The organism is Halegenticoccus tardaugens (genome assembly GCF_004116405.1).
GTDB lineage: Archaea > Halobacteriota > Halobacteria > Halobacteriales > Haloferacaceae > Halegenticoccus > Halegenticoccus tardaugens.
This window is the reverse complement of the sequence record NZ_SDIC01000004.1, coordinates 55,980-81,756: the sequence shown is the minus strand read 5'-3', so window position 1 is coordinate 81,756 and position 25,777 is coordinate 55,980. Positions and strand designations below refer to the sequence as shown.

The window sequence follows — 25,777 nt, the reverse complement described above, 5'->3', positions numbered from 1 at the left end:
GGAGCGATGACGACGGACATCTGTGACGCCTCCGCCGAGGAGCTCGCCGCGTCGATCCGCGTCGGCGAGGTGTCGCCCGTCGCGGTGGTCGACGCGTTCCTCGACCGGATCGACCGGATCGACTCCCGGATCAACGCCTACGCGACGGTCTGCGACGAGGCGGCGCGCAAAGCAGCGCGCTCCGCGGAGCGGGCCGTCGAACGCGGTGACGCGCTCGGGCCGCTCCACGGGGTGCCGGTGGCGATCAAGGACCTCACTCGCGTCCGCGGCGTGCGGACGACGTTCGGCTCCGCGGCGTTCACCGAACACGTGCCCGACCGCGACGACACGGTCGTCGCCCGCCTGCGCGAGGCGGGTGCGATCGTCCTCGGGAAGACGAACACGCCCGAGTTCGGGCGAAAGACCGTCACCGACAACCTCGTCTTCGGATCCACCGGCAACCCGTGGGACCCGACGAAGACAACCGGCGGCTCCTCCGGAGGAAGCGCCGCGGCGGTCGCCGCGGGGCTCACGCCACTCGCGCTGGGGTCGGACGCCGCCGGATCGATACGGATCCCCGCGAGCGCGTGCGGCGTCTTCGGCCTCGTGCCCGACTTCGGGCGCGTTCCGGAGGGACCCACCCGCGCGGACGCCTTCGAGACCGCCCTCCCGTGCAGCTTCCTCGGACCGATCGCGCGGAGCGTCGGCGACGCGGCGCTGATGCTCGACGTGTTGGCCGGCCCCCACCCCGCTGACCCGTACTGCCTGCCGACGCCGTCGGCGCGATACCGCGACGCGCTCGGCGCCCCGATTTCGGACCTTCGGATCGGCTACTCGGCTAACTTCGGCGGGTTCAGGGTGACCGAGGAGGTTCGCGCGGCCGTCGAGGGGGCGCTCGACAGGGTGGCCGCAGCCGGCGCGACGGTCGAGACGGCCGACCTCGACTTCGACGGCACCTGGGAGGATCGCCACGAGGCCCTCGAACGGATCCTCCAGACGCGGTACGTCGGCCTCTACGAGAACCTGCGGCGAGACGCGGGCGTCGACCTCCTCAACGACGACCTCGACGTCACCCCCGAGGTGACGTCGCGAATCCGCGCGGGGCTCTCGCTTGGCGCGCAGGAGATCGCGGCGGCCGGACGAACTCGCACCGCCGTCTTCGACGAAATCCAGCGGGCGTTCTCCGGGTACGACGTCCTCGCGACGCCGACGCTCTCCCGGACGGCGTTCGACCGCGACGAGGACGCACCGACCGTCGACGGCCGCCCCGTCCACCCGATGCACGGCTGGACGCTCACGTGGCCGCTCAACCTCAGCGGCAACCCGGCCGGTTCGATTCCGGTCGGCCTCTCGGACGACGACCTCCCGATCGGGATGCAGGTGATCGGACCGCGGCTCGACGATAGGGGCGTCGTCTCGGCGTGCGCCGCGATCGAACGGGCGCTCACCTGGGACGGGACGCGTCCGCCGGATCTCGGGGGTGGACGATGAGCGAACTGCTCGTCACGGAGGACCTCCGGAAGACCTTCGGCGGCATCCACGCGGTCGACGGTCTCGACATGGCGGTGGAAGACGGCGAACTCGTCGGGCTGATCGGACCGAACGGCTCGGGGAAGACGACGACGCTGAACCTCGTCACGGGCTTTTTATCGCCGACCGCCGGGCGGGTCGTCTTCGACGGCGAGGACGTCACCGGACGGAAGCCCTACGAGGTCTCGACGCGGGGGATCGGTCGAACCTTCCAGATATCGAAACCGTTCGGCCGAATGACCGTCTTCGAGAACTTGCTCGTCCCGAACGTCTCGTACGGGGTCAGAGAGCGCGAAGAGCGAGTCTGGCAGGTGCTGGAGGAACTCGATCTGGCGCAGGTCGCCGAGAACCGGGCCGACGCGTTGAGCGGGGGTCAAAAGAAGCTGCTGGAACTCGCCCGCGTCCTCATGCTCGATCCGAAGCTCGTCCTCCTCGACGAACCGGCCGCCGGCGTCAATCCGGCGCTGATGGACGAGATCATCGCGGACATCAAACGGATCAACGACCGCGGGACGGCGTTTCTCGTCGTCGAACACGACATGTCGGTGATAAAGGAGCTGTGCGAACGGGTCGTCGTGATGAACGCTGGCCGCTGCGTCTCCACGGGGACGTTCGCGGAGATCCGGGCGGACGAGCGCGTGCGCGAGGCGTACCTCGGAGGTGCGTGAGATGAGCGAGCCTCGAGAACCTGCGGAGAGCCCCCGGACGAACCTCGTCGAACTCGACGGCGTCGACGCCGGATACGGCGAGAATCAGGTGCTGCACCGGTTGAGACTCGCGATCGAGCCAGGCCGGGTGAACTGCGTCATCGGACCGAACGGCTCGGGAAAGTCGACGACGCTCAAGGCGATATGCGGACTCGTCGACGTGTGGCGCGGCACCGTGCGCGTCCGCGGCGAGGACGTCACGAACGCGCACCCGCGCGATGTGGTGGAGCGCGGGGTGGTCATGCTGCCTCAGGGTGGCAACGTGTTCCCCGAGATGACGGTGACGGAGAACCTTCGAATCGGCGCGTACCTCGTGGACGACGAAGACATCCTCGAACGGCGATACCGGGAGGTGTACGAGATGTTTCCCGTGCTCGAAGAGAAGCGACGACAGCGTGCGGGAGAGCTGAGCGGCGGCCAGCAGATGATGGTCGCCTTCGGGCGGGCGCTCATGCCCGATCCGGAGATCCTGCTGCTCGACGAGCCGAGCGCGGGGTTGGCACCGCAGCTCGTCGACGACGTGTTCGAACAGATCGTGCGGCTGAAAGAGCGTGGGAGAGACATGATTGTGATAGAACAGAACGTGCGGCGGGTGCTCGATGTCGCCGAGTACGTCTACGTCCTCGATCAGGGCGAACGGGTGTACGAGGGCGAAACGGAGGCGCTACGCGACGAGGACGAGATCATGGAACTGTACATCGGGGAGCGACACGGATGAGGACGAACGGACAAGTGCCGGACGGAATCACGGCGAGCTGGAACGCGCCGACGCGGCGATCGAGCCGCCGGCCATCCGACGAACGAACCTGCGACGCGACGGAGGGGTCGCATGGTTAGCACCGGCCTGCTCGCCCAGCAGCTCGTCAACGGGCTGTTCTTCGGCGGGCAGCTCGCGCTCATCGCGGTCGGTCTCACGCTCATCTGGGGCGTCGCGCGCGTGCTGAACTTCGCCCACGGCGCGATGTTCATGGTCGGCGGGTTCGCCGGCTTCTTCGCGGTTCGCGCCACCGGGAGTATCGTGCTCGCCGTCGTCGCGTCGATGCTCGTCGTGTTCGCGCTCGGGTGGATCACCGAAATCGGCCTGCTGGAACCGCTCCGGGAGCGGGAAGAGTTCGACATCGCCTCGATGGTCGTCACGCTGGGGCTCGCGTTCTTCCTGGAGAACGGGCTGCGCGTCGCGATCGGCTCCAGACGACGATCGTTCCCGTCGATCACGGACGAGGTGTGGAACGTCGCCGGCGTGGCGATCAGCGTCGAGCGGTTCGTCATCTTCGTCGTCTCGGTGTGCGCGCTGGGGGCGCTCTTCCTCTTTATTTCGCGGACGAAGCTCGGCCTCGCAATCCGGGCTGTCTCCCAGGACGACCAGACGGCGCTCCTCATGGGCGTCCGGCCCGAGCGCGTCTACGCGATTACGCTCGGACTGAGTGCCGCGCTCGCCGGCTTGGCCGGCGTCCTCCTCGCGCCGCTCTTCGCGGTGTACCCCTCCGTCGGCTGGTACCCGTTCCTGCTGGCGTTCATCGTGGTGATGGTCGGCGGATTGGGGAGCGTCCGCGGGACGCTCGTCGCCGCGCTGGGCCTCGCCGTCGTCAGGAGCGTCAGCACGATCTGGGTCGCGAGCGAGGCCGCCATGGTGCTGCTCTTCGCGATCATGATCGCGGTGTTGCTCGTCAATCCCGACGGCATCGGGGGGTGGATCGACGGATGACCGTCGAGACTGTGCGCCTCGCGCTCGAACGGACGCGCGAACGGTTCACCGGGGACGTCCGCAGTCGGAACGGCGTCGTCTTCGCGTTCGGGACGGCCGTCGCGGTGCTCGCCCCGCTCATCTTCACCTCGTACGGGCTGGAGATCGTGATGCAGTTACTCATCGTGATCCTCGCGGTGGGGAGCTGGATCTTCGTTGCCGGTTACTTCGGGATGTTCACCTTTGCCCACGCCGCGCTCTACGGCGTCGGCGCGTACGCAGCCGTCATCCTGGCCGCCGAGGCCGGCGTCCACCCGCTCGCGTCGATCCTCGCGGGCGGCGTCGTCGCCGGACTGTTCAGCCTCCCGATCGCGTACCCCGTGTTGCGTCTCAGCGGGGCGTACGTGGGAATGGTGACGCTCGCCTACGCCGAGATCGTCTACTACGGGACGATCATCTTCCGCGACGTCACCGGCGGACCGACTGGGTACACCGGGTACCCGCAGCTCTTCGGCGGCGACAGGGTCGCGATGTACTACTTCGTTCTCGCGACGGTCGGGCTGCTCATGGCGTTCCAGTACTCGTTGCTCGTGAACCGATTCGGGCTCGTCGCGCGGGCAATCCGCGAGTCGTCCGCGGCCGCAGAGATGCTCGGGAACAACGTCCCTCGCCACAAGCTGGTCGGGTTCGTCGTCGGCTCGTCGATCGCGGGGATCGCCGGCGCGTTGCAGGCGTACAACATCCTCATCATCTCGCCGCCGATGCTGGAGATCGACCAGATGGTCGAGTTCATGGCGATGGGGATCGTGGGCGGCCTGCGGAGCTTCGGCGGGGCCATCTACGGCGGCATCCTCGTTTTCGGCGTCTCAGAGGCGCTCCGCGACATCGGCGAACTCCGGCTCGTCATCTGGGGGGCGCTTCTCATCGTAGCGACGCTGTACTTCCCCGACGGCGTCGCCGCGAGCAGCTTCGACGTCCGCGAACGACTCCGGAAGTGGTTCGGCCGGTGATTTCGGAGACGGATTCAGCAGGCGGCCTCGCCGCCGCGAGACGGCGACGAACCCCCCGAACTTACGTACGCCCACGCACCCACGCACCGCACACTCACGTACTGACGGCGAATACGACGACGCGGAGACACGGAAACACGGAGACATCAACAGCAGACCCATGACCGACGCAGATAGCATTACGGAAGCGATCGAATCGAACGAAGACGAACTCGTCGACCTCGTCACGAAGCTGGTCGAGGCGCGGACCGTCACCGGGTCCGAGCGACCGGGCCAGGACGTGGTCGTCGACTACCTCGAATCCGCGGGGTACGACCCCGACGTCTGGGAACCCTCCGCGGTCGATCTCGCGGACCACGAGGGGTACTTCGAGACATCGTCCTACGAGAGGGTTGGCTACGAGGACAGACCGAACGTGGTCGCCCGCGTCGAGGGCGGCAACGGGCCGACGCTCGCCATCGGCGGCCACGTCGACGTGGTCGACGTCACCGAGAGCGAGTGGGAGCGTGACGCCTGGACCGTCACCCGGGAGGGCGACGCGCTGTACGGCCGCGGCGTCGCCGACATGAAGGGCGGCCTCGCCGCGTGCCTCGTCGCGATGAAGGCGCTCTCGGAAGCGGACGTCGAACTCGGCGGCGACCTCGTCTTCCAGAGCGTCATCGAGGAGGAAGACGGCGGCGTCGGCGGGACGCTATCCGTCCTCGAACGCGGTTACGTGCCCGACGCGGCGGTGATCGCGGAACCGTTCGGGCTCCCCAACGTCGGCGTCGCCAGCGCGGGCGTGATGTACTTTCGCGTCCGCGTCCCCGGCAAGAGCGTCCACGCCGCCTGGGGCCACCAGGGGGTCAACGCGATTGGGAACGCGATTACAGTGTACGAGGCGCTCGAAGAACTCGACCGCGAGCGGAAAGCGCGGATCGACTTCCCGCCGGCCTACCGGGGGGAACCGGACCTCGAAGGTAACGTGACGAACATCAACGTCGGGATTATCGAGGCGGGCGACTGGCCGTCAACGCTCCCCAGCGAGACGATCATGCACGGCCGCGTCGGCTGGCCGCCGGGCGAGACGCGGGCGGAAGTCCGCGCGCAGATCGAGGAGACGATCGCCGAGGCCGCCGCCACGGACGAGTGGCTCCGAGACAACCCCCCGGAGGTCGAGTGGTTCGGTTGGAACGCCTCGCCGCACGAGATCGCGCCGGACGCGGAGATCGCCGCGCTCTCGAAGCGGATCGCGGAAGACGTCACGGGCCGCTCCGGGGCGTTCGTCGGCGGGAACGCCGCGCTCGACGAGCGTTTTTATTCCCTTTACTACGACGTCGACGCCGTCTCCGTCGGCCCGACGGGCGCGAACCTCCACGGTGCGGACGAGCGTACGACGGTGACGTCGCTTCTGGAGACCGCGACGACGGTCGCCAGGGTCGCCGTCGAGTACTGCGGCGTCGAGCGGTGAGGACGTAACTGCACCGCTCACCAATCGTCGCCATCCGCGTCCTCTGCCGCACGACACATATCCTCCATCAGATAAGTTTAAAAATCAGAACGGAAGTATCACCATCAGGAGATGGAGGGATCAGTCCCCGTGATCGAGCATGAGTAGGTCGCCGACAGGGCGGGACGCCAGCGAACCGAGGAATCGCGTCCCACCGCCGGTGCCGCCGGACGACGGCGACGCGTGGTACGCCGCCGACGTCCGCGCTCAGTACGAGGTGTTTCCCGGCGTGGTCGCGACGATCAGCGAAGCCGCGACGGACTTTCGGTACGAAATCCGGGAACCGACGCTCGGGCAGGTCGGCGAGGCCGCGATGGAGCGCATCCGAGATCACTTCGCCTCGGTCCACCGTCGCCGTCCGCTCACCCGCGAGGGGACGATCGAACGCGCGAGCGTGGGGTTCGAGCCGAAGTACCGGCGCGTTCTGGACCGGCTCCTCGACGCCTCGGCGGCGGCCCGTCGGCGGATCGACTACTACGCCCTGTGTGAGCTCCGGCTCCTCGACGAGTTGACGCCGCTCGCCCTCGACGAGCGCGTCGACGTGGTGGTCGTCGACGGCGACGAACTGGCCGTTCACACCGAGGATTTCGCGCCCGCGGAGACCGCGTTCCGCGCGGAGACGGAGCTCGTAGAGCGCGTCGCGGGCGAACGGCTGAAGCGGTACTCGGTCCCGTTCTGCGGGTTCGAGATCGACGTGATCGTCTACCGCGAGCACCTGCTCGGTAACGACCAGTTCGCGAGCAAGTACGCGGTGCTCGAACCGGACCTCTTGCCCGGCGACGAGCAGCTCATCGCCGAGTGCAAGGAGCGGATCTGGGAGGTGAACGTCGACGGCGTCGTCGACGACCGCGAAGCGTTCGTCGGAGAGCGCGCCAGACAGTTCCTCTCGCGGCGACTCACGGCTCGAAACACCCGCGCGTGGCTCGACGCGACAGCCTACCGGGTCAAGAGCGCGCTCGCCGAGTACGATCTCGCGGTGCCGCCCGTCGGCGGACGGTACGCGGCCGACAGACTGGACGACCTGGTGTACTACGTTCTCCGCGACTACGTCGGCGAGGGGATTCTGACGATCCCGATCCGGGATCCGAACCTGGAGGACGTCGAGGCCAACCGCGTCGGCGAACGGGTCAAGGTCGTTCCCCGGACGGGCGTGGCGGGCGGCGGGCGCGTGCCGACGAACCTCGTCTTCGACGACGAGATCGACTTCGTCAACGTCGCCACCCAGCTCGCCGCGAGCGACGGAACGGAGCTCAACGCCAGCACGCCGAGCGCGAAGGTGAATCTCGATCCGTCGGACGTCGAGGGAACCATCCGCTGTGCCGTCGCGCTCCCGGTCATCTCGGAGGACGGACCGCACGTCTCCATCCGCAAACAGTCGACCGACGCGCTGACGCCCGTCGATCTGCTGGCTCGGGACGCGCTGTCGACGGAACTCGTCGCGCTCCTGTGGCTCCTGTACGAACACCGCGGCGTCGTCCTCTTTTCCGGACCGACGGGGGTCGGAAAGACGACGCTCATGAACGCGCACATGCCGTTCATCCCGTTCGACGACCGACCGATCAGCATCGACGAGGGCTCCCGGGAGGTCCGTCTCCCCCACGAGACGGGCGTCTCGCTCACGACGCGCGATCACGAGAACGAGTTCAAGCGCGTCACGATGGCCGACCTGATGACGGAGACCAACTACCTCAATCCGGACGTGGAGGTCATCGCCGAGATCAACACGAACGCGAGCTTTCGGACCTTCGCCGAGACGCTGAACACCGGACACGGCGTCATCGGGACGACCCACGCCGAGGACATCGAGACGCTCGTCAACCGGGTGAGAGAGCAGGGGTTGCCGTCGTATCTGCTCCGCGAGCTCGACCTCGTGGTCTTCCCGCGCTTCGTCGACGGAGAGCGGTACGTGAGTGAGGCCGTCGAGATCGTGACCGCGAGCGAGTACGACGAGCTGGACGACGAAAACGCCGCGTCGACACCGACCCACGACCGATCGAAGCACCGCGGCGTGATCGAGAAGGACGGAACGGAGACCCGCTGGAACACGATCGTCCGGCGCGACACCGACGGCGAGTTTCACGTCGCGTACGACCATCCGCAGCTCGGCGATCGGACGCGTCGAATCGGGTGTCGAACCTTCCACCGGATCGCCTCGAAGACCGACAGAACCGTCGAGGCGGTCGAAGCCGAGTTTCACCGCAAACACCGGTACGTTCGATACCTCGTCCACGACGGGATCGACGACTTCGACGAACTGTTCGAGTTTCTCGCGGATCTCCGGACGGACGAAGCCGCGACGGTCGAGCGCGTCGCGCACCGTCTCGCGGAGACGGGCGATACGTCGACCGGCGGTCGATCGGCCGACGGCACCCGGGTCGGCGACGGCCGCGGAGTCACGACCGCGGACGGAGGCGAACCCGACGGGCGTGAACCCGATCGGAGGCAACCCAGATGAACATCGCCGAGGCCAAGCGAACCGTCGGGTCTCGTTCGCTCTCCGTCCCGGACCGGGCGCTGTACGCCCTCTTCGCCAGGCACGCCGACGCCGATCGCCACGCCATCGACCGCCGTCGCTACCGCGGGACGGACCTCCGGATGAGCTTCGACGTGTATCTCGCTCGCGTGTACGGACTGTCGTGGCTCGCGTTTTTCGCCCTGCTCGGCCCGACGTTCGGCCTCGTGTTCGCGGTGCAACCAGAAACGCTCGCCGTGATCGCCGCCTTCCTCGAAGCGGGCGTTCCGGTCGTCGATCAGGTCGGCGTCCCGGCGATGCCGCGGACATACGCCGCGGTCCTCGCCGCCGGCACCGTCGCGTACGCCGGAAAGCGCGGAGTCGTCAGAGCGGGTGGCGCCTACCTCAGGTGGGTGACCGCCGCCAGAAAAGCCGACATCGAACGAACGTTACCCGGTGCCGTCCGATACCTCCACGCACTGTCGTCCGGGAGCGACGGTCAGCGGACGATGCTCCGAAAAGTCGCCGACGGCGAGGCGTACGGCGAGACGGCGGTCTCGATCCGCAAGGTGCTGAACACCGCCGCGCTGACCGGAAACGTCAGCGACGGGCTCCGTCGCGTGGCTCGCGACACCCCCTCGCGCGACGCGCTCGCACCGTTTCTCCTGAAGTTCCGTGAGCACGCGGACCAGGGGTCGGACGCGCTTTCGAACTACCTCCACATGGAGAGTCGGATGCTCGGGCACAGGCAGGCTCGCGCCCGCCAGCGCGCCGAAGGGTTTCTCGAACTGCTCGCGGAGCTTTTCATCGTCCTGCTCGTGATGCCGTCCCTGTTCGTCATCGTCCTCACCGTGATGAGCGTCCTCTCGCCGGGGCTCTCCGAGCCGATCCGGACGCCGTACGGGAGCGTCACCCTTCGAGCGGCGATCATCTACGGGAGCGCCGGGTTCGTTCTCGCCGTCGGCGCGTGCGCGAGCGCGCTCGTCGACGACCTCCGACCCGCCGACCAGACGGTGGAGTACCGGCGACCCCGTGATCTGCTCGGCGTGCTGGTCACCGCATCGACAAACCCCGCGAGCGCCGCCGTAGTGTTCGCCGGACCGGCGCTGCTCGCCGCCGCCGGACTCCGCTCGATCGGGTACGAACCGGCGAACGTCGTGCTGTTGTCGTACGTCTCCTACGCGCTCCCCGTCGGCTTCGTGTCGGTTCGCCGCGCGCGGCGGGACGACGCCAAGGACCGCGAGATCAAGGACTTCATTCACGCCGTCTCGGGCCACGTCTCGCTCGGTCGTCCGTTTCCGGAGGCGGTCGAACTCGTCGCCCGCGACGTCGACCTCGGGGCGCTCGATCCCGATGTGGCCGACCTCGCGTTCAACCTACGTCTGACTACCAAGGAAGCGACTCATCCGCAGTCGGATCTCCGGTCCGACGCGCTCGATCGCTTCGTCGAGCGCGTCGGGACCCCGCTCGCCGAGCAGACGATCGGTCTCGTCACCGGCGCGCTGGACGCCGGCAGCGACACGGAGGCGGTGTTCGAGACGTTGCAGGCCGAGATCGGTCGGCTGTACCACGAAAAGCAGGCGCTCCGCGCTGGCATGCTCGTGTACGTCGCCGTCGGGTGGACGACGGCGCTTTTGGTGATCGCCATCGCCGTCGCGGTCAACACCTACATGCTCGACGGCTTCGCGCAGCTGTCGGCGCTGTCGGGGACCTCCGGATTCGCGCTCGATCCGAACGCGGTTCAACCGGGGCGCGATCGCTTCCGGTTCTACGTCGTCACGCAGGCGACGATGCTCGCGTCCGGCTGGTTCGCCGGCATGGCGAGTCGCGGCCGCTACGAGGCGCTACTCCACTCCGGCGCGCTCGTCGCCGTCTGTTACGTCGTCTTCGCGGGGGCGAAGATGATATGAGCGGCGGGAGGCGGGGGAGCGACGAAGCCGAACGGGCGCAGGCGAACGTCGTCGGCGTCGCGATCCTCCTCGGCGTGACGATGCTCAGCCTCGGCGTCCTGACGGCGAGTATCGGAACCGTCGTCGAGAGCAACGCCGCGGCCGCGGACGCGGACCGCGTCGCCGCCGACCTGGACGCCGCGTTGGATCCGGTGGCGACGACGGGACCCGGCCGGGGTCGCGTTTCGTTCACCGACGGCCGACTCAGAACCGTCGAACGGACTGTGCGCGTGGTGAACGACTCGGGCGTCGTCGCGACGGAGGAGGTCGGCGGGCTCGTCTTCACGTCCGACCGCCAGCGCGTCGCGTTCGTCGGCGGGGCCGTCGTCAGGGGCACCGGGTCGACCGCCCGCATGTACACGGAGCCGCCGATCGCCGCCTCGCGAGGCGTCCTGCTCGTCGGCGTCGGGCGGCTCAACGCGTCCGGACCTGACGCGGTCGGCGGAAGCGGACCGACGAGCGTTGTCCTTCGAACGAACGTGACGCACGATCGACGGGCGCTCGGCGACGGGACCTACCGCGTCGCGGTCGAGACCGAGACGCCGGGCGCGTGGGAGTCGCACTTCGAGCGCCAGAACGCGACGACGGAGCGACGCACGTTCGACGGGGACGGCGTCGAGAGCGTCGTCGCCGAGTTCCCGGGGAACCGAACGACGTACTTCGTCGAACACGACCTGCGGACGGAGGTGCGCCGTGGCTGATCGGGCCGTCACCCCCGTCGTCGGGAAAGCGCTCGAAGCGAGCATCGTCGTCCTCTTCATCGGGCTCGTGACGACGGCCCTGTACGGCGGTCTCGTCCCCGAGTACCGTGACGCCGTGGGTGCGGAAGTCGGCGATCGAACGCTCGTCGCCGCGGCGGAGCGCGTCGAGGCGGCGGTTCCGCCGAACGCGACCCGCGTCGAGACCGAACACGAGGTCGACCTGCCGCGCACGATCCGCGGGGCCGCCTATCGGATCCGGGCCAACGATTCGACGCTCGCACTCGACCACCCGGATCCCGCCGTTTCTGGTCGGACGAGGCTCGTGCTCCCCTCGTCCGTCGCGTCCGTCTCGGGAGCGTGGTCCAGCGGAGGCGAGGCGATCGTCGCCGTTCGCACCGATCCCGAGGGGCTCGCGATCGAACTGGAGGAAGGCGAATGACGCGCGGAGCACGCAGCCGCGACCGGAGGCGGGCGGGACGCGCGTCGCGAGCGCAGGCGAACCTCCCCGTGCTCGCCGTCGCGCTGGTGCTCTTGACGACCGTCACAGGCGTGTGCGTCGCGTTCGCCGAGGGAGCCCTGTTGAGCGCCGACCGCGAGCCGCACGAACGCCGGGCGTCGAACGTGCTCGCGGACCGGGTCGTCGCGGCCGACGCGCCGACGACCGATCGGCCGAACGTGCTGAACGCGACGGACGTCGACGCGCTGTCGCCGGCTCGCGTCGATCGGCTCGCCCCGGTCGTCCGCGACACCGCGTTCCGCGTGCGACTCGCCGACGAAACGGTCGTCGAGCGCGGCGACCCGACCGGCGGGACGACCGTCCGTCGGGCCGTCCTCGTCGCCGAGCGCTCGTCGGAGGAGCGGACGGTCGACCTCGCGGCGTCCGAGTCCGTGACGCTTCCGCGGCGAACGTCGACGGTCGCGCTCCGTCTTCGACCGGGATCTGACACGACGATCAGAACCGTCAGGGCGAACGATCGCGTCGTCCTGCACGACGAGAACGGGTCGGGGCTTCGCGGAAACGCCACGATCCGAACGTCCCGCTACGAGACGACGACGCTCTCGTTCGAACGCGACGAACGGGAGCGTACCGGGACGAACCGGTCGGAAACCGGGACCGTCATCGTGACGTACTACCCGGAGGAGACGACGAAAGCGGTGCTGGAGGTGACCGTCGATGCGTAGCCGACGGGGACAGCTGTCGCTTTCGGTCGTCGAAGCCGCCGTCGGCGTCGTCCTCGTGCTCGCGGTGGCGGCGAGCTTCACGCTCGGGCTTCCGGATCCGGGGACGCAAGACGCCCAACTCGACGCGTACGCGACCGACGCGGCGACGGTGCTGGCGCAGGAGCCGCCCAGACACGGCGGGGCGACGCGGCTCGCCGAGATCAGCCGCTCGGCGGAGCGCTTCGACCGCGAGCGAAAGGCGCTGGAGCGGCGGGTCGGACGGATCCTCCCCGAGAACCTCATGTTCCGCGTCCGGACGCCGCACGGGTCCGTCGGCTACCCGAAGCCGGTCGGCGTTCCGGTCGGCGAGTCGACGGTGACGACGCTGCACGGCGACGTGACGATCTGGGTGTGGTACGCGTGAGCCGCCGCGACCCGCGCGGACAGCTCGTCCTCGTGGCCGCGGTGATCGTCGCGATCGCGCTCGTGCCGATGGTCGTCGCGTACGTCCAGCTCGGGTACCACGCGGACGTCGACGCGAGCGCCGAACGCCACCCGCCGGGGACGAACGCGGAGCGCGCCCTCGACCGCGCGGTGCACAACGCCTCGACCCCGGTGATCGGCGAGTACGACTGGGACGCGCGATCCGAGGCCGTCGACGCGGTGAATCGAACGCTCGATCCCGGCGTCGAGGAGATCGAAGCCGCCCGCGTGGATCGAAACGTCGCGTACGAGGTCGAACGGAACGGGACCGCCGCGGAAACGCGGGCGGCCGACGACTGCCCGAGCGGGCCGAAGCGCGACTTCGGCCCGTGCCGCGCGCGGGGAGGCGTGGTGGTACAGGAGCGCGCGGACGAGACGCACGTGCTGGCGGTCGCGCTCGACGTGCGCGTGACGACCGAGTCGCGCGAGTCGGCGTTGACGTTCGTGTTCGAGACGATCGGCGGGTGAGGCGGTCGGTGGAGGCCGCTTGGCAGATAACCCGCGTCCGCCAACGGAGAGAGAGAGTCGGCGGATCGGACGGATCGTACCGACCGATCCGGGCGAAACGTCCGGAGAGATCACGGAGGACCGACAGCGGCGACGCGTCGTCAGAGAGAGCGGAGGCGAACACCGAGTAGCCAGCCAATCCGCCGGGACGATCGACTGTAGCGGTAACGTACCCTGTTCTCGCGGCGCGGTGGCTCCGACTTCACGGATCCTCGACCGCTCGTCCGCCCGAACCGGGAAACGACTGTGTGTTAGCCGAGCGAATAGTCTCCCGTATGCCCTTCGACGGAAATCCAGTTCGGCGCCTGTTCGCGGGGAGAGAGACCGGCATCGTCCTCGCGCTCCTGATTGCGGGTTCGCTCCTCGTCTCCGGCGGGTTCGTCCCGGCGTATCTCGCCGTTCTTTTCGCGTCGGGTGCCCGGAACGCGTCCCTCGCGTCGCTCGGGAGCGGACCGGCCTTCTACGCCGTCGCGTTCGCGTTCTTCTCCCTCCAGGCGGTCGCGCTCTCGGCGCTCTATCTCTGTTCGCGCCGCGTCTACCTCGGCGTTCGAAGCCGTCGGGCGAACTCGTCGGCGTAGTCGTCGCGGTCTCGAACGGGGGTGACGCGAAGCGTGCGACGACGGAGCCTTTTTCCTCACGGCCGCGAATCGCAACCCGTGCCGACGATCCGGACGAACGACGTCGAGACCTACTACGAACGGCGCGGCGAGGGCCGACCGCTCGTCTGCGTCCACGGGGCCTGGACGGATCATCGACTCTGGAAGCCGCAGGTCGACGCGTTCGGGGACGACTACGAGGTGATCGCCTACGACGTGCGCGGACACGGCCGGACGGGACCGTCGGCCGAGCGTCGATACTCGGTGGAGCTGTTCGCGGCCGATCTGCGTGCGCTGGTGGAGGGGCTCGAACTCGATCGACCGATCGTCTGCGGGCTGTCGCTCGGCGGAATGATCGCGCAGACGTACGCCGTCCGATACGCCGACGACCTCCGCGCCCTCGTGCTCGCCGACACGGCCGTCTCGTCCGCGTTCACCCGCCGCGACAGGGCGACGCGGCTGCTGTTCCCCGGCTGGGCGATGCGGGGGATCGTCCGACTCCTCGGGCCGCCCCGGTACGTCGACGTGGCGTACTGGCTCGCGGAGCGCACCCGGGGGAAGGAGTGGTTCGGACGCGACGAGGCCGTCCGTTCGTACGTCCGCGAGACGATGTCGTCGTTCGAGGCGAGCGAGTTCAACAAGATCTTCCGGGCGATCTACGACTTCCGGCGGGTCGATCTGGCGTCGATTCGCGTCCCGACGCTCGTCCTCAACGGCGAGCACGAGAGCCGCGCCGTCTTCAGACACGCGGCGTACGTGGAGCGGACGATTCCCGACGTTCGGTCGGCGGTCGTTTCGGACGCCGGCCACGTGGCGAACCTGGAGAACCCCGAGGCGTTCAACCGCGAGGTGTCGTCGTTCCTGTCGGACGCGCTCGATCGACGATCCGTCTATCGGTAGCGTGCAGCATTTTCGCGCGTCGATCCATTCGACCGAGGACCCTCGTCCCGAGCGATCGTCGCGGGCGGTGAATCCACGAACACGATCGACGTGGGGGTGATCGATGGCCGTGGTCGCCCCCGAAACTTACACGTATACGCGTGTAAGGAAAACCGTCCGAAATCACGCCGACGTCACCGCGACAGGAGGCCGTTCTCGATCGATTTCGCGGTGCTCACGACGAGGCCGGTCACGTCCTCTTCGAGCGTCTTACCGGTCATCCTGTTCATCGGACCGGAGACGCTCACCGCGCCGACCGCGTACCCGTCGGAGCCGACGACCGGCGACGCGACGCACTGGTAGCCCTCGGCGTACTCCTCCCTGTCGAACGAGAGCCGCTGGTCGCGGATGGATCGGAGCTCCTTTTCGAGCCGCGCGCGGCTCGTGATCGTCTTTTCCGTCCGCGCGGAGAGGCCGATCCGGTCCAGCACCGCTTCGCGGTCGGCCTCGTCGAGGAACGCGAGGATCGCTTTCCCGGCGGCCGTCGCGTGGAGGGGGACCTGATCGCCCTCCCGAATCGGGTCCTCGTCGTGGCCGGGGAGGCGGCGGACGTACACCCCGTATCCGGCGTTCTTCACCATCAGGCTCGTCGTGTGTCCGGTCGCGTCCGCGAGTCGCTCCACCGCGTCGCTCCCGACCGTGAACACGGGAAGCCGATCGCGCGCGTACAGACCGAGGTGCAGGAACTTGAGCCCGACGAGGTACGTATCGCCCCGACGACGGACGTACCCGAGGCGGTGGAGCGTCGCCAGGTGTTTGTACACCGCGCTCTTGGAGATGTCGAGGTGCGTCGCGAGCTCCGTGACCCCCGCCCCGTCGAGGTCCTGCAGCGCCTCGACGATTCGGACGCTGGTGGTGGTCGTCCGCACCATCGACGGTCCGTCGGCGTTCATGTCTCTGACACCGTTCGCTCGGCGCGCACATAACGCTTGTTCTCCGTATGAGAACGTGGTCGTGACGCGTCCGACGACGGAGACGGACGGAGCGCGATCGCCGCGATGGGTCGCCGGTTCGTCCCTCCGAAACGGCTCTCTCGCGGCGCGTCCGCCGGGATGTCCCATGTGGACACGCGGACGCGTCTCTTTCGGCGTTCTTCCACGAGAAACGATCTTTCGGCCGGTCGACTCGACGCGTCGCTGTGAGGTGAAAAGGCGGGGGCGGCCCGTGACCGCCGATCCGTCCTCCGGGTCGGCGGTCACCACTCGGCGATGCTGCCGTCGTCGTGCCGCCAGACGGGGTTGCGCCAGTTGACGGTGCGTTCGGCCTGCTCGCGGACGTACTCCTCGTTCAACTCGATCCCGAGGCCGGGGGCTTCGGGGACGTTGACGTACCCGTCCTCGTAGCGGAACACGTCCGGATCGACGAGGTAATCGAGGATGTCGTTCGTCTTGTTGTAGTGGATGTCGAGGCTCTGCTCCTGGATCAGTGCGTTCGGCGAACAGATGTCGACGTGAACGCAGGCGGCGAGGGCGATCGGACCGAGCGGGCAGTGGGGCGCGAGCGCGACGTCGTAGGCTTCGGCCATCGCCGCGATCTTCTTCACCTCCGTGATCCCCCCCGCGTGCGAGAGGTCCGGCTGGATCACGTCCACCGCGCCGCCTTCGAGAACCTGCTTGAAGTCCCACCGCGAGTACAGCCGCTCGCCCGTCGCGATGGGGACGGTCGTGTGCGCGGCGACCGCGGGGAGCGCGTCGCCGTGCTCCGGGAGGAGCGGCTCCTCGAAGAACATCGGATCGCACGGTTCGAGCGCCGCGACCAACCGTTTGGCCATCGGCTTCGACGCCCGGCCGTGGAAGTCGACGCCGACGTCGATCTCGGGACCGACCGTCTCGCGGACCTCCCGAAGCCGCTCTCGCGCCTCGTCCACCGCTGCGGGGGAGTCGATCCGGCGCAGGTCGGAGGTGGCGTTCATCTTCAAGGCGGTAAAGCCCTCGTCGACTTTCTCGCGCGCGGCCGCGCCGACCTCCGAGGGCCTGTCCCCGCCGATCCACTGGTAGACGCGGACGCGGTTTCGAGCGCGACCGCCGAGGAGTTCGTAGATCGGCGCGCCGAACCGCTTGCCCTTGATATCCCAGAGCGCCTGGTCGATCCCCGCGATCGCGCTCATGAGGACGGGGCCGCCGCGGTAGAAGCCGCCGCGGTACATCGTCTGCCAGTGGTCCTCGATCCGGGACGGATCGCGGCCGAGCACGTACGCGTCCATGAGTTCTTCGACGGCCGCCTGGACGGTCTTCGCCCGACCCTCGACGACGGGTTCACCCCACCCGACGATCCCGTCGCTCGTTTCGACGCGGAGAAAGAGCCAGCGCGGCGGCACCTCGTACAGTTCGTAGTCGAGGATCCGAGCCATACTGACACACGGCCGCGAGCCGATATGTAACCACCGAAAGGGCCGATTCCGGGCGTTGGCAGGAAGTCATGGGGACGAGCCGGTGACCACCGGCGAGGTCGTGGGGATGAGTCGGTGACCACCGACGAGGTCGCGGGACGAGTCGGCGAACGCCGACGAAGTCAGGCGACGCGGGCGGGGAGTCGGAGCAAGACTTTAGCCGGGCGCGCGAATCGACCGGGACATGACAGTCGGCGTCTGCTACTTTCCGGAACACTGGCCCCGAGAGCGCTGGGAGACCGACGCGGATCGGATGGTCGAGGCCGGCATCGAGTACGTTCGGATGGCGGAGTTCTCCTGGGCGGTGGTGGAGCCGCGGCCAGGGGAGTTCGACTTCGAGTGGCTCGACGCCGCCGTCGGAATCCTCGGAGAACGGGGCGTGAAGGTCGTCCTCTGTACGCCGACGGCGACGCCGCCGAAGTGGCTCGTCGACGAGCATCCCGAAATCCTGCAGGCGGATTTCGACGGGACGCCCCGCGGGTTCGGGAGCCGCCGCCACTACTGTTTCAACTCGGCGCGGTACCGCGAGGAGACGGAGCGGCTCGTCTCGCGGATGGTCGACCGGTACGCCGACAGCCCGCACGTCGTCGGCTGGCAGATCGACAACGAGTTCGGCTGCCACGGGACGATCCGGTGTTACTGCGACGACTGCGCGGCCGCCTTTCGGGGGTGGCTCCGCGACCGATACGACGGGATCGACGACCTGAACGAGCGGTGGGGAACGACGTTCTGGAGCCAGCGGTACCCCGACTTCGGGGCGGTCGACCCGCCGCGGCCGACACCGACGGACCACCACCCCGCGCACCTCCTCGACTACTACCGATTCGCGAGCGACAGCGCGGTGACGTACAACCGGTTGCAAGCGCGGCTCGTCCGGGAGGCGAATGACGACTGGTTCGTCGCGCACAACTTCATGGGCGACTTCGAGACGCTGGACGCCCACGCGGTGAGCGACGACCTCGACCTCGTGTCGTGGGACTCGTACCCGACCGGCTTCCCCCAGGATCGGCGCGCGGCGGACGCGACGCCGGACGAACTCCGCGCGGGCGACCCGGATCAGATCGGCATGAACCACGACCTCTATCGCGGGACGAAGGCCGCGCCGTTCTGGGTGATGGAACAACAACCCGGCGACGTCAACTGGCCGCCCTACGCGCCCCAGCCGGCCGAGGGCGCGGTGAGGCTGTGGGCGCACCACGCGACGGCGCACGGCGCGGACGCGATCCTCTACTTCCGCTGGCGGCGGTGTCTGGAGGGACAGGAGCAGTACCACGCGGGACTCAGGAAAGCCGACGGATCGGCCGACAGGGGGTACGAGGAGGTTCGCCGAGTCGCGGCGGAGCTGCCGTCCCTCGCGCCGGTCGACGCGCCCGTCGCGCTCCTCCACGACTACGAGAACTGGTGGGCGCTCTCCGCCCAGCCGCACTCCCCGGACTTCGACTACTGGGCGCACGCGCGGACCTACTACCGGGCGCTCCGCGAGCGGGGCGTTCAGGTGGACGTCGTCCATCCGAGCGCCGACCTCGGCGGCTACGCCGCGGCGGTCGCGCCGGCGCTGCACATCGTCGACGACGACCTCGCGGCTCGGCTGCGCCGGTACGTCGAGTCGGGCGGCGAACTCCTCCTCACGATGCGGTCCGGGTTCAAGGACCCGTGGAACAAGCTCCGGAGCGAGCCCGCTCCCGGCCCGCTCGCGCCCCTCGTCGGCGCGACGGTCGACCGCCACGAGAGCCTCCCCGACTCGCTCGCGCCGACCGTGCGCTACCGGGGCGAGTCGTACCCGGCGCGCGCGTGGGCGGAGTGGCTCGCTCCCGCCGGGAGAGAGGCCGACGGCGACGCCGGGACGGTCGATGGCGACGAGGATCGAAGGGCGGACGGCGACGACGGAGCCGTCGTCCTCGGCGCGTACGAGAACGGCGTCGCGTCCGGACGGCCGGCGATCACGCGGAACGAACGCGGCGACGGGGCCGCGACGTACGTCGGGACGTGGCCCGGCGGGGGGCTGGCCGCGGCGCTCGCCGACGACCTGCTCGCGCGCGCCGAGGTCGAGCGCGCGGGGCGGTTCCCCCGCGGCGTCCGCGCGGCCGAACGCGACGGGCTCGTGTGGATCACCAACTTCACGTCGTCGCCCGTCGAGGTCGCGGTCCCCGACGGCGCGACGTGGGTCGTCGGCGACTCCGCCGTCGGCGCGTTCGACGTCGGCGTCGTGGAGGCGACCCTCGGCGACGTCTCCGCGTCGATCGACTGATCGACGCCATATTCCTTCGCCAGAAGAATCGAAACCGCAATCGCCGAAATTATTATAATTATCTTCCGAGAGAGTACAGTTGACAGCACATGGCACACGAACCGAGCGCGATCGGTAGACGACGGCTCCTCGTGGGCGTCGGTCTCCTCGGGGCTGCCGGGTCGGCCGGGTGCGTCGGGACGGGCGAACCGCCCGGGAGGAACGAAGCGCCCGCGGGCGGCGGCGAAGCGATGGCCGACGCCGTCACCGGCTGGGCGTGGGACGTCGCGGCGAAGTCGCTCGATCTGGTCGACGGGCCGTACGAAAAGCGAGCCGACGGAGCCGTCGACGTGACGATCCGGGAGATGGGCCACGACGCGCTGGTCGACAAGTTCAAATCGACGCTCCTGTCCGGGTCGGGCGCGCCCGACTTCGTCATCCTGGAGAGCGTGGAGGCGCAAACGTTCGTCGGCATCCGGTCGCTGCGCGACGTCTCCGACCGGATCGAGGCCGGCGGGCTCAGGCCGGAGTTCGTCTCCGGGAAGTGGGAGGCGCTCTCGGACGGCGAGGGAGGCGTCTACGCCGTGCCGTGGGACATCGGTCCCGTCGGCGTGTTCTACCGCCGCGACGTCTACGAGGAGCACGGCATCGACCCGTCCGGGATCGACACGTGGAAGCGGTACATCGAAGCCGGGAAGAAGCTCCCGGAGGGCGTGTTCATGGACAACCTCCCGCCGGACGACCTCGCCGGCGTCTGGCGGTACCAGTTCCGGCAACTCGGCGGGCAGCCGTTCACGCCCGACGGGGAGGTGAACGTCCACACCGAGGAGAGCGTCCGCGTGGCGCGGAACATGCTGGCCCAGAAGGAGGCGGGCATCGTCTCGAACGTCGAATCGTGGTCGTCGTCGTGGTTCAGCGCCTACGGCGAGGGGACGATCGCCTCCCTCCCCGCGGGCGCGTGGATGGAAGGGACGCTGCGCGATTCCCTGCCCGAGACGGCCGGCGAGTGGGGCGTCTACGCGCCGCCGGCCTTCGAACCGGGCGGCAACCGGGCGACGAACTGGGGCGGATCCAACCTCGGGATCCCGAAGCAGATCGACGCGGCGCGGACCGCCCGGGCGTGGGACTTCACGACGTTCGCCCTGACGACGCCCGAGATGCAGAACCGGATGTACGAGAACTACGGCATCTTCCCGGCCCTGAAATCCGCGTACGACGCGGACCTCTACGACGACGAGGTCGAGTTCTTCGGGGGCCAGCGGGTCCGACGGCTCTTCGCGGACCTCGCGTCGAACATCCCCGGCTACCGGTTCACCGAGGACACCCCCGAGGTGACGGAGGCCATCGGGACGCACCTCCAGCGGATGCTCGACGGGAAGTACGGGCCGGAGGAGGCGGTCACGAGGGCCGCAGAACAGGTCGCGTCGAGAATCGGCGCGGACCTCGCGTAACCATGGCGACGGATCAATCAGGGTCACGGCGGTACGACGCAACGCTACGGGACCGGCTCCGGTACGCCCGACAGGACGCGCGCGACGCGCTGCCGACGGTACCGGGCGTTCCGTACCTGTTTCTCGCACCCTTCTTCGTCCTGTTCGGCGTCTTCCTCGCGTTCCCGGTCGTCTACACGCTCTACCTCTCGTTCTTCGAGTACCGGGGGATCGGGGAGGGGACGCTCGTCTGGGTCGATCTCGGGTTCACCGTGGTCGAAGTTCAGCGGCTCGCGGCGCTGGAGTTCGTCGGCCTCTCGAACTACGCGCGCCTCTTCATGGACAGCCTGTTCCACCAGGCGCTGTTCAACACGGTGTTCATCCTCGCCGTGCAGGTGCCGATCATGATCGGCCTCGCGCTGGCGCTCGCGCTCGCGCTCAACGCCTCGTTCGTCCGGTTCAAGGGCGTCCTGCGGACGACGCTCGCGCTCCCGGTGTCGGCGAACCTCGTCGCGTACTCGACGGTCTTTTTGCTCCTCCTCAACGAGCAACTCGGCGTCGTCAACTTCGCGCTCGGCCGGATCGGCCTCGGGCCGATTCCGTGGCTCACGGACCCGTTCTGGGCGAAGATGACCATCGTCGGAGCGGTCACGTGGCGGTGGACCGGGTACAACATGATCATCCTCCTCGCGGGGCTGCAAAACATCCCGCGGCAACTGTACGAGGCCGCGGAGATCGACGGGGCGACCCGCTGGCAGAAGTTCCGGTACGTGACGCTGCCGCAGCTCCGCCCCGTCCTGCTGTTCGTGGTCGTCCTCTCGACCATCGGGACGTTCAAGCTGTTCGCGGAGCCGTACATCATCACCGGCGGCGGCCCGTCGAACGCGACGCTTACGATCGTCCAGTACGTCTACGAGGAGGCGTTCGTGAACTTCAACCTCGGCTACGCGAGCGCGCTCACCTACGCGCTGGTCGTGATCGTCGCCGCCCTGTCGATCGTGCAGATCAAGGTCGGGGGTGACGACGATGCGTGAGGAGACCCGCCGGGAGGCCGTCTGGCAGTTCCTCGCCTACACGTTCCTCCTCGTGATGGTGGCGCTCACCTTGGTTCCCATCTACTGGATGTTCGTCGCCGCGTCGCTCCCGCAGCCCGAATTCCTGCAGTACCCGCCGCGGTTCGTCCCCGGGTTGGAGTTCCTCGCCAACCTCGACGCGCTCCAGGGGCGGTTGAACTTCCTCCGAAGCGTCGGAAACAGCGTCCTCGTCGCCGTCGTCTACACGGTGCTCTCGGTGCTTCTCTGTTCGATGGCCGGCTTCGCGTTCGCGAAGTACGACTTTCGGTTCAAGGAGCCGATCTTCTACGGCATCCTCGCGACGCTCGTGCTTCCGATCCAGCTCCTCGTCATCCCGCTTTTCCTCCTCATGGTCCGGTTCGGGTGGACGAACTCGTACCAGGCGATCATCCTGCCGTGGGCGGCGAACCCGATCGGCATCTTCCTCATGCGACAGAACATGAAGAAGATCCCCGACGCGCTGCTCGAATCGGCCCGGATGGACGGGGCGACGGAGTTTCAGCTGTTCTACCGCATCGCGCTGCCGACGATGAAGTCGTCGCTGGCGGCGCTCGCGATCATCCTCTTTCTGTTCCAGTGGGACCTCTTTCTGTACCCGCTCGTGGTCCTGCAGGACGAGGCGATGTACACCATCCCGGTGGCGTTCGCACAGCTCGTGGGGTTCCAGCGCGTCTACTACGACCAGATCATGGTCGCGGCGACGCTCTCTATCGTCCCCATCTTCGCGCTGTTTCTCCTCCTGCAGAAACAGTTCGTCAGCGGCATCCTCGCCGGCTCGCTCAAGGAGTAACCCATGGCACGCATACACGTAGACGACCTGCGAAAGGAGTACAGTTCGGGCGGCGAGGCCGTCGTCGCCGTCGAAGCGTTCGACGTGACCGTCGACGACGGCGAGTTCCTCGTCCTCGTCGGCCCGTCGGGCTGCGGGAAGACGACCACGCTCCGCTGCGTCGCGGGGCTGGAGGACGTCACGGACGGACGGATCCGCTTTGGCGACCGCGACGTGACCGACCGCCGCGCGCGAAACCGGGACGTGGCGATGGTGTTCCAGAACTACGCGCTGTACCCGCACATGAACGTCCGGGAGAACATGGGGTTCGGCCTGAAGCTCTCGACCGACATGCCGGCCGCGGAGATCGACGACCGCGTCCGGGCCACCGCGGAGATGATGGGCATCGAGGACCTGCTCGACGACAAGCCGAAGGAGCTCTCCGGCGGTCAACAGCAGCGGGTGGCGCTCGGCCGGGCCATCGTCCGCGAGCCGGCCGTCTTCCTCATGGACGAACCGCTGTCGAACCTCGACGCGAAGCTCCGCTCGGAGATGCGGACCGAACTGCAGGAACTCCAGCACGACCTCGGCGTGACGACGGTGTACGTCACGCACGACCAGACCGAAGCGATGGCGATGGGCGACCGCATCGCCGTGATGAACGACGGCACGCTCCAGCAGGTCGGCGACCCGGAGGAGGTGTACCGCTCGCCCGCGAACGAGTTCGTGGCGGACTTCATCGGCAGCCCGAGCATCAACCTCTTCACCGCCGAAGCGGAAGGATCGACCCTCCGCGGCCCCGGCGGCTTCGCGTACGAACTCGACGACCCCGCCGTCGCGGCTGGGTACGACCGCCTGCGGGTCGGCGTCCGCCCGGAGGACGTCGAACTCGTCGAGGTCGGCGGGAACGAGGCGACGGTCACCGTCACGGAGCACATGGGCAACGAGAACGTCCTCTACCTCGAGATGGGCGGCGAGGAACTGACCGCCCGGATCGACAGCGCCGTCCGCCCGTCGCCCGACGAGACCGTCCGCTTCGACTTCGACGGGAGCGCGCTGTACCTGTTCGATCCCTCGACCGGCGAGGCGGTGAAGACGAAGACCGACGAGTTGGGCGTGAGCGTGACGGAGACGCGGTAACGTTTCGATCCCGCACCGCGGTTTCCGTCGGGCACGGCCACTCCCCGTCGAGTGCGGTCACTTCCCCTCGAGTGCGGCCGCTCTCCGTCGAGTGCAGCCACGTTCCGTCGGATTCGTGCGGAACGCTTTAGCCGCCCGACCGCGAGGATCCGGGCGTCAATCAATGTCACAATCGAGCGAACCGGTCCTCGACCGGATCACGGAGAGCGGCGTCGTCGCCATCGTCCGCGGGATCGACGCCGACGACGCGGTCGACGCCGTCTCCGCCCTCGCGGCCGGCGGCGTGCGGGCGATCGAGATCACGGCTGACACGGACGGCGTGCTGGGGATGCTCCGAGCGGTCGACGACGCCGTCGGCGACGGGGTCTCGATCGGCGTCGGGACCGTGCTGGACGCGGAGACGGCGCGCGCCGCGATGCTCGCCGGCGCGGAGTTCGTCATCACGCCGAGTTTCGACCCGGCGGTCGTCGAAGTCTGCAACCGGTACGGGAAACTCGTCGCTCCCGGCGTCTTCACGCCGACCGAGGCGGCGAACGCGTACGCGGCCGGCGCGGACCTCGTGAAGGTCTTCCCGGCGTCGAGCGGCGGCCCGGCCCACGTGCGGGCGCTGGGCGGGCCGCTCGGCCACGTCCCGACGATGCCCACGGGCGGCGTCGGGCTGGAGAACGTCGCGGCGTACGTCGACGCCGGCGCGGTCGCCGTCGGCGTCGGCAGTTCGCTCGTGGACCGCGAGGCGATCGCCGCGGGGGACTTCGACCGGCTCACGGAGACGGCGGAGCGGTTCAGAGCGCGAATCGACGAGGCGCGACCGGACCGCAATTATTAGTACATTCGATACAAAATAGTACACATGCCCATTAGTGCGGATCGATTCGACCGAATCGACGGCGACGAAGACGGTCCAAAGCCGGGGACGAACGCACACGAAATACTCTCGTTTCTCGAAGAGAACGCCGATCAGGCGTTTACGCAGATCGAGATCGCGGACGCAACCGGCGTCAACCGAGGATCCGTCGGACCGACCCTGGTGAGACTGCGGGAGGCGGGCCAGGTGGATCACAAGGGGACATACTGGCGGGTCAGCGATCACGTTCGAAGCCTCGACGCAGCGGCCGCTCACACGGCCGCCGTCGCCGCGAACCACGAAGAGAGGCCGTTCGACTACGACGAGTGGCAGGAACACGCGGTCGACCCGCGCAGAACGCATGAGTGATTCCTATCGGAAAGGTGATTTTTTCTGGGCACCCGACCCGTTCAGGCGGAGTTCGAATCCTCGACTCTGGCTGGTCCTCGCCGCAGAGACGCTGCCGTACGCGGGCGAGGAATACATCTGTGCGGCACTCACGACGAGCGACCTGCCGGCGAACCACGAAGTCGGTGACGCCTGGGTAGTCGGGCGGAATCCCGACAAGACGTCGTACTGCTCGCCCTGGGTGGTCGGGACGATTAAACATCGAGCGGTGGCGAGTCCACAGGGAGACGTCACGGTCGATTTTACCTGAATTGAGGCGCTAAGGCCCCTTCCTCAACGAACGAGCGAAGCGAGTGAGTAGGGAGGGGAT

25 protein-coding genes are annotated in these 25,777 nt (G+C 68.4%); 23 read left to right on the top strand and 2 right to left on the bottom strand.

From position 1 onward, the window contains the following. Positions 1-6: 6 nt before the first annotated feature. From C3L37_RS11310 to C3L37_RS11240, 15 genes are all read left to right on the top strand, one after another. Positions 7-1,470, top strand: a complete 1,464-nt coding sequence (locus tag C3L37_RS11310) for an amidase (protein WP_129114727.1) — start codon at positions 7-9, stop codon at positions 1,468-1,470. Further along, positions 1,467-2,177 (top strand): ABC transporter ATP-binding protein, encoded by a 711-nt coding sequence (locus tag C3L37_RS11305; protein WP_129114726.1) that lies wholly within the window; start codon positions 1,467-1,469, stop codon positions 2,175-2,177. The genes C3L37_RS11310 and C3L37_RS11305 overlap by 4 nt, the downstream gene beginning before the upstream one ends. A 1-nt stretch (position 2,178) precedes the next feature. After that, positions 2,179-2,934, top strand: a complete 756-nt coding sequence (locus C3L37_RS11300) for an ABC transporter ATP-binding protein (RefSeq protein ID WP_129114725.1) — start codon at positions 2,179-2,181, stop codon at positions 2,932-2,934. A 111-nt stretch (positions 2,935-3,045) separates the two neighbouring features. Continuing rightward, positions 3,046-3,921, top strand: coding sequence for a branched-chain amino acid ABC transporter permease (locus C3L37_RS11295; RefSeq protein WP_129114724.1), 876 nt, complete (start codon positions 3,046-3,048; stop codon positions 3,919-3,921). Beyond that, on the top strand, positions 3,918-4,910 hold the full coding sequence (locus tag C3L37_RS11290; RefSeq protein ID WP_129114723.1) for a branched-chain amino acid ABC transporter permease: 993 nt from the start codon (positions 3,918-3,920) through the stop codon (positions 4,908-4,910). The genes C3L37_RS11295 and C3L37_RS11290 overlap by 4 nt, the downstream gene beginning before the upstream one ends. 160 nt (positions 4,911-5,070) lie before the next feature. Then, positions 5,071-6,360, top strand: a complete 1,290-nt coding sequence (locus C3L37_RS11285; protein WP_129114722.1) for an ArgE/DapE family deacylase — start codon at positions 5,071-5,073, stop codon at positions 6,358-6,360. Between the two features lie 139 nt (positions 6,361-6,499). Then, positions 6,500-8,854 carry a type II/IV secretion system ATPase subunit gene (locus C3L37_RS11280; RefSeq protein WP_129114721.1) on the top strand — a complete coding sequence of 785 codons (2,355 nt, stop codon included), beginning with the start codon at positions 6,500-6,502 and terminating at the stop codon, positions 8,852-8,854. Beyond that, positions 8,851-10,761 (top strand): type II secretion system F family protein, encoded by a 1,911-nt coding sequence (locus tag C3L37_RS11275; RefSeq protein WP_129114720.1) that lies wholly within the window; start codon positions 8,851-8,853, stop codon positions 10,759-10,761. The genes C3L37_RS11280 and C3L37_RS11275 overlap by 4 nt, the downstream gene beginning before the upstream one ends. After that, positions 10,758-11,501 carry a DUF7289 family protein gene (locus C3L37_RS11270; RefSeq protein WP_129114719.1) on the top strand — a complete coding sequence of 248 codons (744 nt, stop codon included), beginning with the start codon at positions 10,758-10,760 and terminating at the stop codon, positions 11,499-11,501. Before C3L37_RS11275 ends, C3L37_RS11270 begins: the two co-directional genes overlap by 4 nt. Then, positions 11,494-11,940 (top strand): DUF7266 family protein, encoded by a 447-nt coding sequence (locus C3L37_RS11265; protein ID WP_129114718.1) that lies wholly within the window; start codon positions 11,494-11,496, stop codon positions 11,938-11,940. The genes C3L37_RS11270 and C3L37_RS11265 overlap by 8 nt, the downstream gene beginning before the upstream one ends. Then, positions 11,937-12,683 carry a DUF7263 family protein gene (locus tag C3L37_RS11260; protein ID WP_129114717.1) on the top strand — a complete coding sequence of 249 codons (747 nt, stop codon included), beginning with the start codon at positions 11,937-11,939 and terminating at the stop codon, positions 12,681-12,683. Before C3L37_RS11265 ends, C3L37_RS11260 begins: the two co-directional genes overlap by 4 nt. Further along, positions 12,676-13,086 (top strand): DUF7262 family protein, encoded by a 411-nt coding sequence (locus C3L37_RS11255; RefSeq protein WP_129114716.1) that lies wholly within the window; start codon positions 12,676-12,678, stop codon positions 13,084-13,086. The genes C3L37_RS11260 and C3L37_RS11255 overlap by 8 nt, the downstream gene beginning before the upstream one ends. Then, positions 13,083-13,613, top strand: coding sequence for a DUF7261 family protein (locus tag C3L37_RS11250; RefSeq protein WP_129114715.1), 531 nt, complete (start codon positions 13,083-13,085; stop codon positions 13,611-13,613). The genes C3L37_RS11255 and C3L37_RS11250 overlap by 4 nt, the downstream gene beginning before the upstream one ends. A 314-nt stretch (positions 13,614-13,927) precedes the next feature. Next, on the top strand, positions 13,928-14,230 hold the full coding sequence (locus C3L37_RS11245; RefSeq protein ID WP_129114714.1) for a hypothetical protein: 303 nt from the start codon (positions 13,928-13,930) through the stop codon (positions 14,228-14,230). 78 nt (positions 14,231-14,308) lie between these two features. Next, entirely contained in the window at positions 14,309-15,148 is an 840-nt protein-coding gene (locus C3L37_RS11240) for an alpha/beta fold hydrolase (protein WP_129114713.1), read from the top strand. 173 nt (positions 15,149-15,321) lie between these two features. Here C3L37_RS11240 and C3L37_RS11235 read toward each other — a convergent pair whose 3' ends face one another. Then, positions 15,322-16,080 carry an IclR family transcriptional regulator gene (locus C3L37_RS11235; protein ID WP_129114712.1) on the bottom strand — a complete coding sequence of 253 codons (759 nt, stop codon included), beginning with the start codon at positions 16,078-16,080 and terminating at the stop codon, positions 15,322-15,324. A 302-nt stretch (positions 16,081-16,382) separates the two neighbouring features. Beyond that, positions 16,383-17,537, bottom strand: a complete 1,155-nt coding sequence (gene dgoD, locus C3L37_RS11230; protein ID WP_129114711.1) for a galactonate dehydratase — start codon at positions 17,535-17,537, stop codon at positions 16,383-16,385. A 223-nt stretch (positions 17,538-17,760) separates the two neighbouring features. Here dgoD and C3L37_RS11225 point away from each other — a divergent pair, with 223 nt between their 5' ends. From C3L37_RS11225 to C3L37_RS11190, 8 genes are all read left to right on the top strand, one after another. Then, positions 17,761-19,824, top strand: a complete 2,064-nt coding sequence (locus C3L37_RS11225) for a beta-galactosidase (RefSeq protein ID WP_129114710.1) — start codon at positions 17,761-17,763, stop codon at positions 19,822-19,824. Positions 19,825-19,913: 89 nt separating this feature from the next. Continuing rightward, positions 19,914-21,254 (top strand): ABC transporter substrate-binding protein, encoded by a 1,341-nt coding sequence (locus tag C3L37_RS11220; RefSeq protein WP_129114709.1) that lies wholly within the window; start codon positions 19,914-19,916, stop codon positions 21,252-21,254. Positions 21,255-21,256: 2 nt separating this feature from the next. Then, positions 21,257-22,267 (top strand): carbohydrate ABC transporter permease, encoded by a 1,011-nt coding sequence (locus C3L37_RS11215; RefSeq protein ID WP_129114708.1) that lies wholly within the window; start codon positions 21,257-21,259, stop codon positions 22,265-22,267. Then, a complete protein-coding gene (locus tag C3L37_RS11210) occupies positions 22,260-23,096 on the top strand; it encodes a carbohydrate ABC transporter permease (protein WP_129114707.1) in 837 nt (278 codons plus the stop codon). The genes C3L37_RS11215 and C3L37_RS11210 overlap by 8 nt, the downstream gene beginning before the upstream one ends. Before the next feature lie 3 nt (positions 23,097-23,099). Continuing rightward, positions 23,100-24,215, top strand: coding sequence for an ABC transporter ATP-binding protein (locus C3L37_RS11205; protein ID WP_129114706.1), 1,116 nt, complete (start codon positions 23,100-23,102; stop codon positions 24,213-24,215). 163 nt (positions 24,216-24,378) lie between these two features. Continuing rightward, positions 24,379-25,041 (top strand): bifunctional 4-hydroxy-2-oxoglutarate aldolase/2-dehydro-3-deoxy-phosphogluconate aldolase, encoded by a 663-nt coding sequence (locus C3L37_RS11200; RefSeq protein WP_129114705.1) that lies wholly within the window; start codon positions 24,379-24,381, stop codon positions 25,039-25,041. Between the two features lie 24 nt (positions 25,042-25,065). Next, positions 25,066-25,428 (top strand): MarR family transcriptional regulator, encoded by a 363-nt coding sequence (locus C3L37_RS11195; RefSeq protein ID WP_129114704.1) that lies wholly within the window; start codon positions 25,066-25,068, stop codon positions 25,426-25,428. Then, entirely contained in the window at positions 25,421-25,717 is a 297-nt protein-coding gene (locus C3L37_RS11190) for a hypothetical protein (protein ID WP_129114703.1), read from the top strand. Before C3L37_RS11195 ends, C3L37_RS11190 begins: the two co-directional genes overlap by 8 nt. The last annotated feature ends 60 nt before the right edge of the window (positions 25,718-25,777 follow it).

Coding starts and splice junctions, on each gene's coding strand:
- C3L37_RS11310 (WP_129114727.1), top strand. CDS start 7: ATGACGACGGACATCTGTGACGCCTCCGCCGAGGAGCTCGCCGCGTCG.
- C3L37_RS11305 (WP_129114726.1), top strand. CDS start 1,467: ATGAGCGAACTGCTCGTCACGGAGGACCTCCGGAAGACCTTCGGCGGC.
- C3L37_RS11300 (WP_129114725.1), top strand. CDS start 2,179: ATGAGCGAGCCTCGAGAACCTGCGGAGAGCCCCCGGACGAACCTCGTC.
- C3L37_RS11295 (WP_129114724.1), top strand. CDS start 3,046: ATGGTTAGCACCGGCCTGCTCGCCCAGCAGCTCGTCAACGGGCTGTTC.
- C3L37_RS11290 (WP_129114723.1), top strand. CDS start 3,918: ATGACCGTCGAGACTGTGCGCCTCGCGCTCGAACGGACGCGCGAACGG.
- C3L37_RS11285 (WP_129114722.1), top strand. CDS start 5,071: ATGACCGACGCAGATAGCATTACGGAAGCGATCGAATCGAACGAAGAC.
- C3L37_RS11280 (WP_129114721.1), top strand. CDS start 6,500: ATGAGTAGGTCGCCGACAGGGCGGGACGCCAGCGAACCGAGGAATCGC.
- C3L37_RS11275 (WP_129114720.1), top strand. CDS start 8,851: ATGAACATCGCCGAGGCCAAGCGAACCGTCGGGTCTCGTTCGCTCTCC.
- C3L37_RS11270 (WP_129114719.1), top strand. CDS start 10,758: ATGAGCGGCGGGAGGCGGGGGAGCGACGAAGCCGAACGGGCGCAGGCG.
- C3L37_RS11260 (WP_129114717.1), top strand. CDS start 11,937: ATGACGCGCGGAGCACGCAGCCGCGACCGGAGGCGGGCGGGACGCGCG.
- C3L37_RS11255 (WP_129114716.1), top strand. CDS start 12,676: ATGCGTAGCCGACGGGGACAGCTGTCGCTTTCGGTCGTCGAAGCCGCC.
- C3L37_RS11245 (WP_129114714.1), top strand. CDS start 13,928: ATGCCCTTCGACGGAAATCCAGTTCGGCGCCTGTTCGCGGGGAGAGAG.
- C3L37_RS11235 (WP_129114712.1), bottom strand. CDS start 16,080: ATGAACGCCGACGGACCGTCGATGGTGCGGACGACCACCACCAGCGTC.
- dgoD (WP_129114711.1), bottom strand. CDS start 17,537: ATGGCTCGGATCCTCGACTACGAACTGTACGAGGTGCCGCCGCGCTGG.
- C3L37_RS11225 (WP_129114710.1), top strand. CDS start 17,761: ATGACAGTCGGCGTCTGCTACTTTCCGGAACACTGGCCCCGAGAGCGC.
- C3L37_RS11220 (WP_129114709.1), top strand. CDS start 19,914: ATGGCACACGAACCGAGCGCGATCGGTAGACGACGGCTCCTCGTGGGC.
- C3L37_RS11215 (WP_129114708.1), top strand. CDS start 21,257: ATGGCGACGGATCAATCAGGGTCACGGCGGTACGACGCAACGCTACGG.
- C3L37_RS11210 (WP_129114707.1), top strand. CDS start 22,260: ATGCGTGAGGAGACCCGCCGGGAGGCCGTCTGGCAGTTCCTCGCCTAC.
- C3L37_RS11205 (WP_129114706.1), top strand. CDS start 23,100: ATGGCACGCATACACGTAGACGACCTGCGAAAGGAGTACAGTTCGGGC.
- C3L37_RS11200 (WP_129114705.1), top strand. CDS start 24,379: ATGTCACAATCGAGCGAACCGGTCCTCGACCGGATCACGGAGAGCGGC.
- C3L37_RS11195 (WP_129114704.1), top strand. CDS start 25,066: ATGCCCATTAGTGCGGATCGATTCGACCGAATCGACGGCGACGAAGAC.
- C3L37_RS11190 (WP_129114703.1), top strand. CDS start 25,421: ATGAGTGATTCCTATCGGAAAGGTGATTTTTTCTGGGCACCCGACCCG.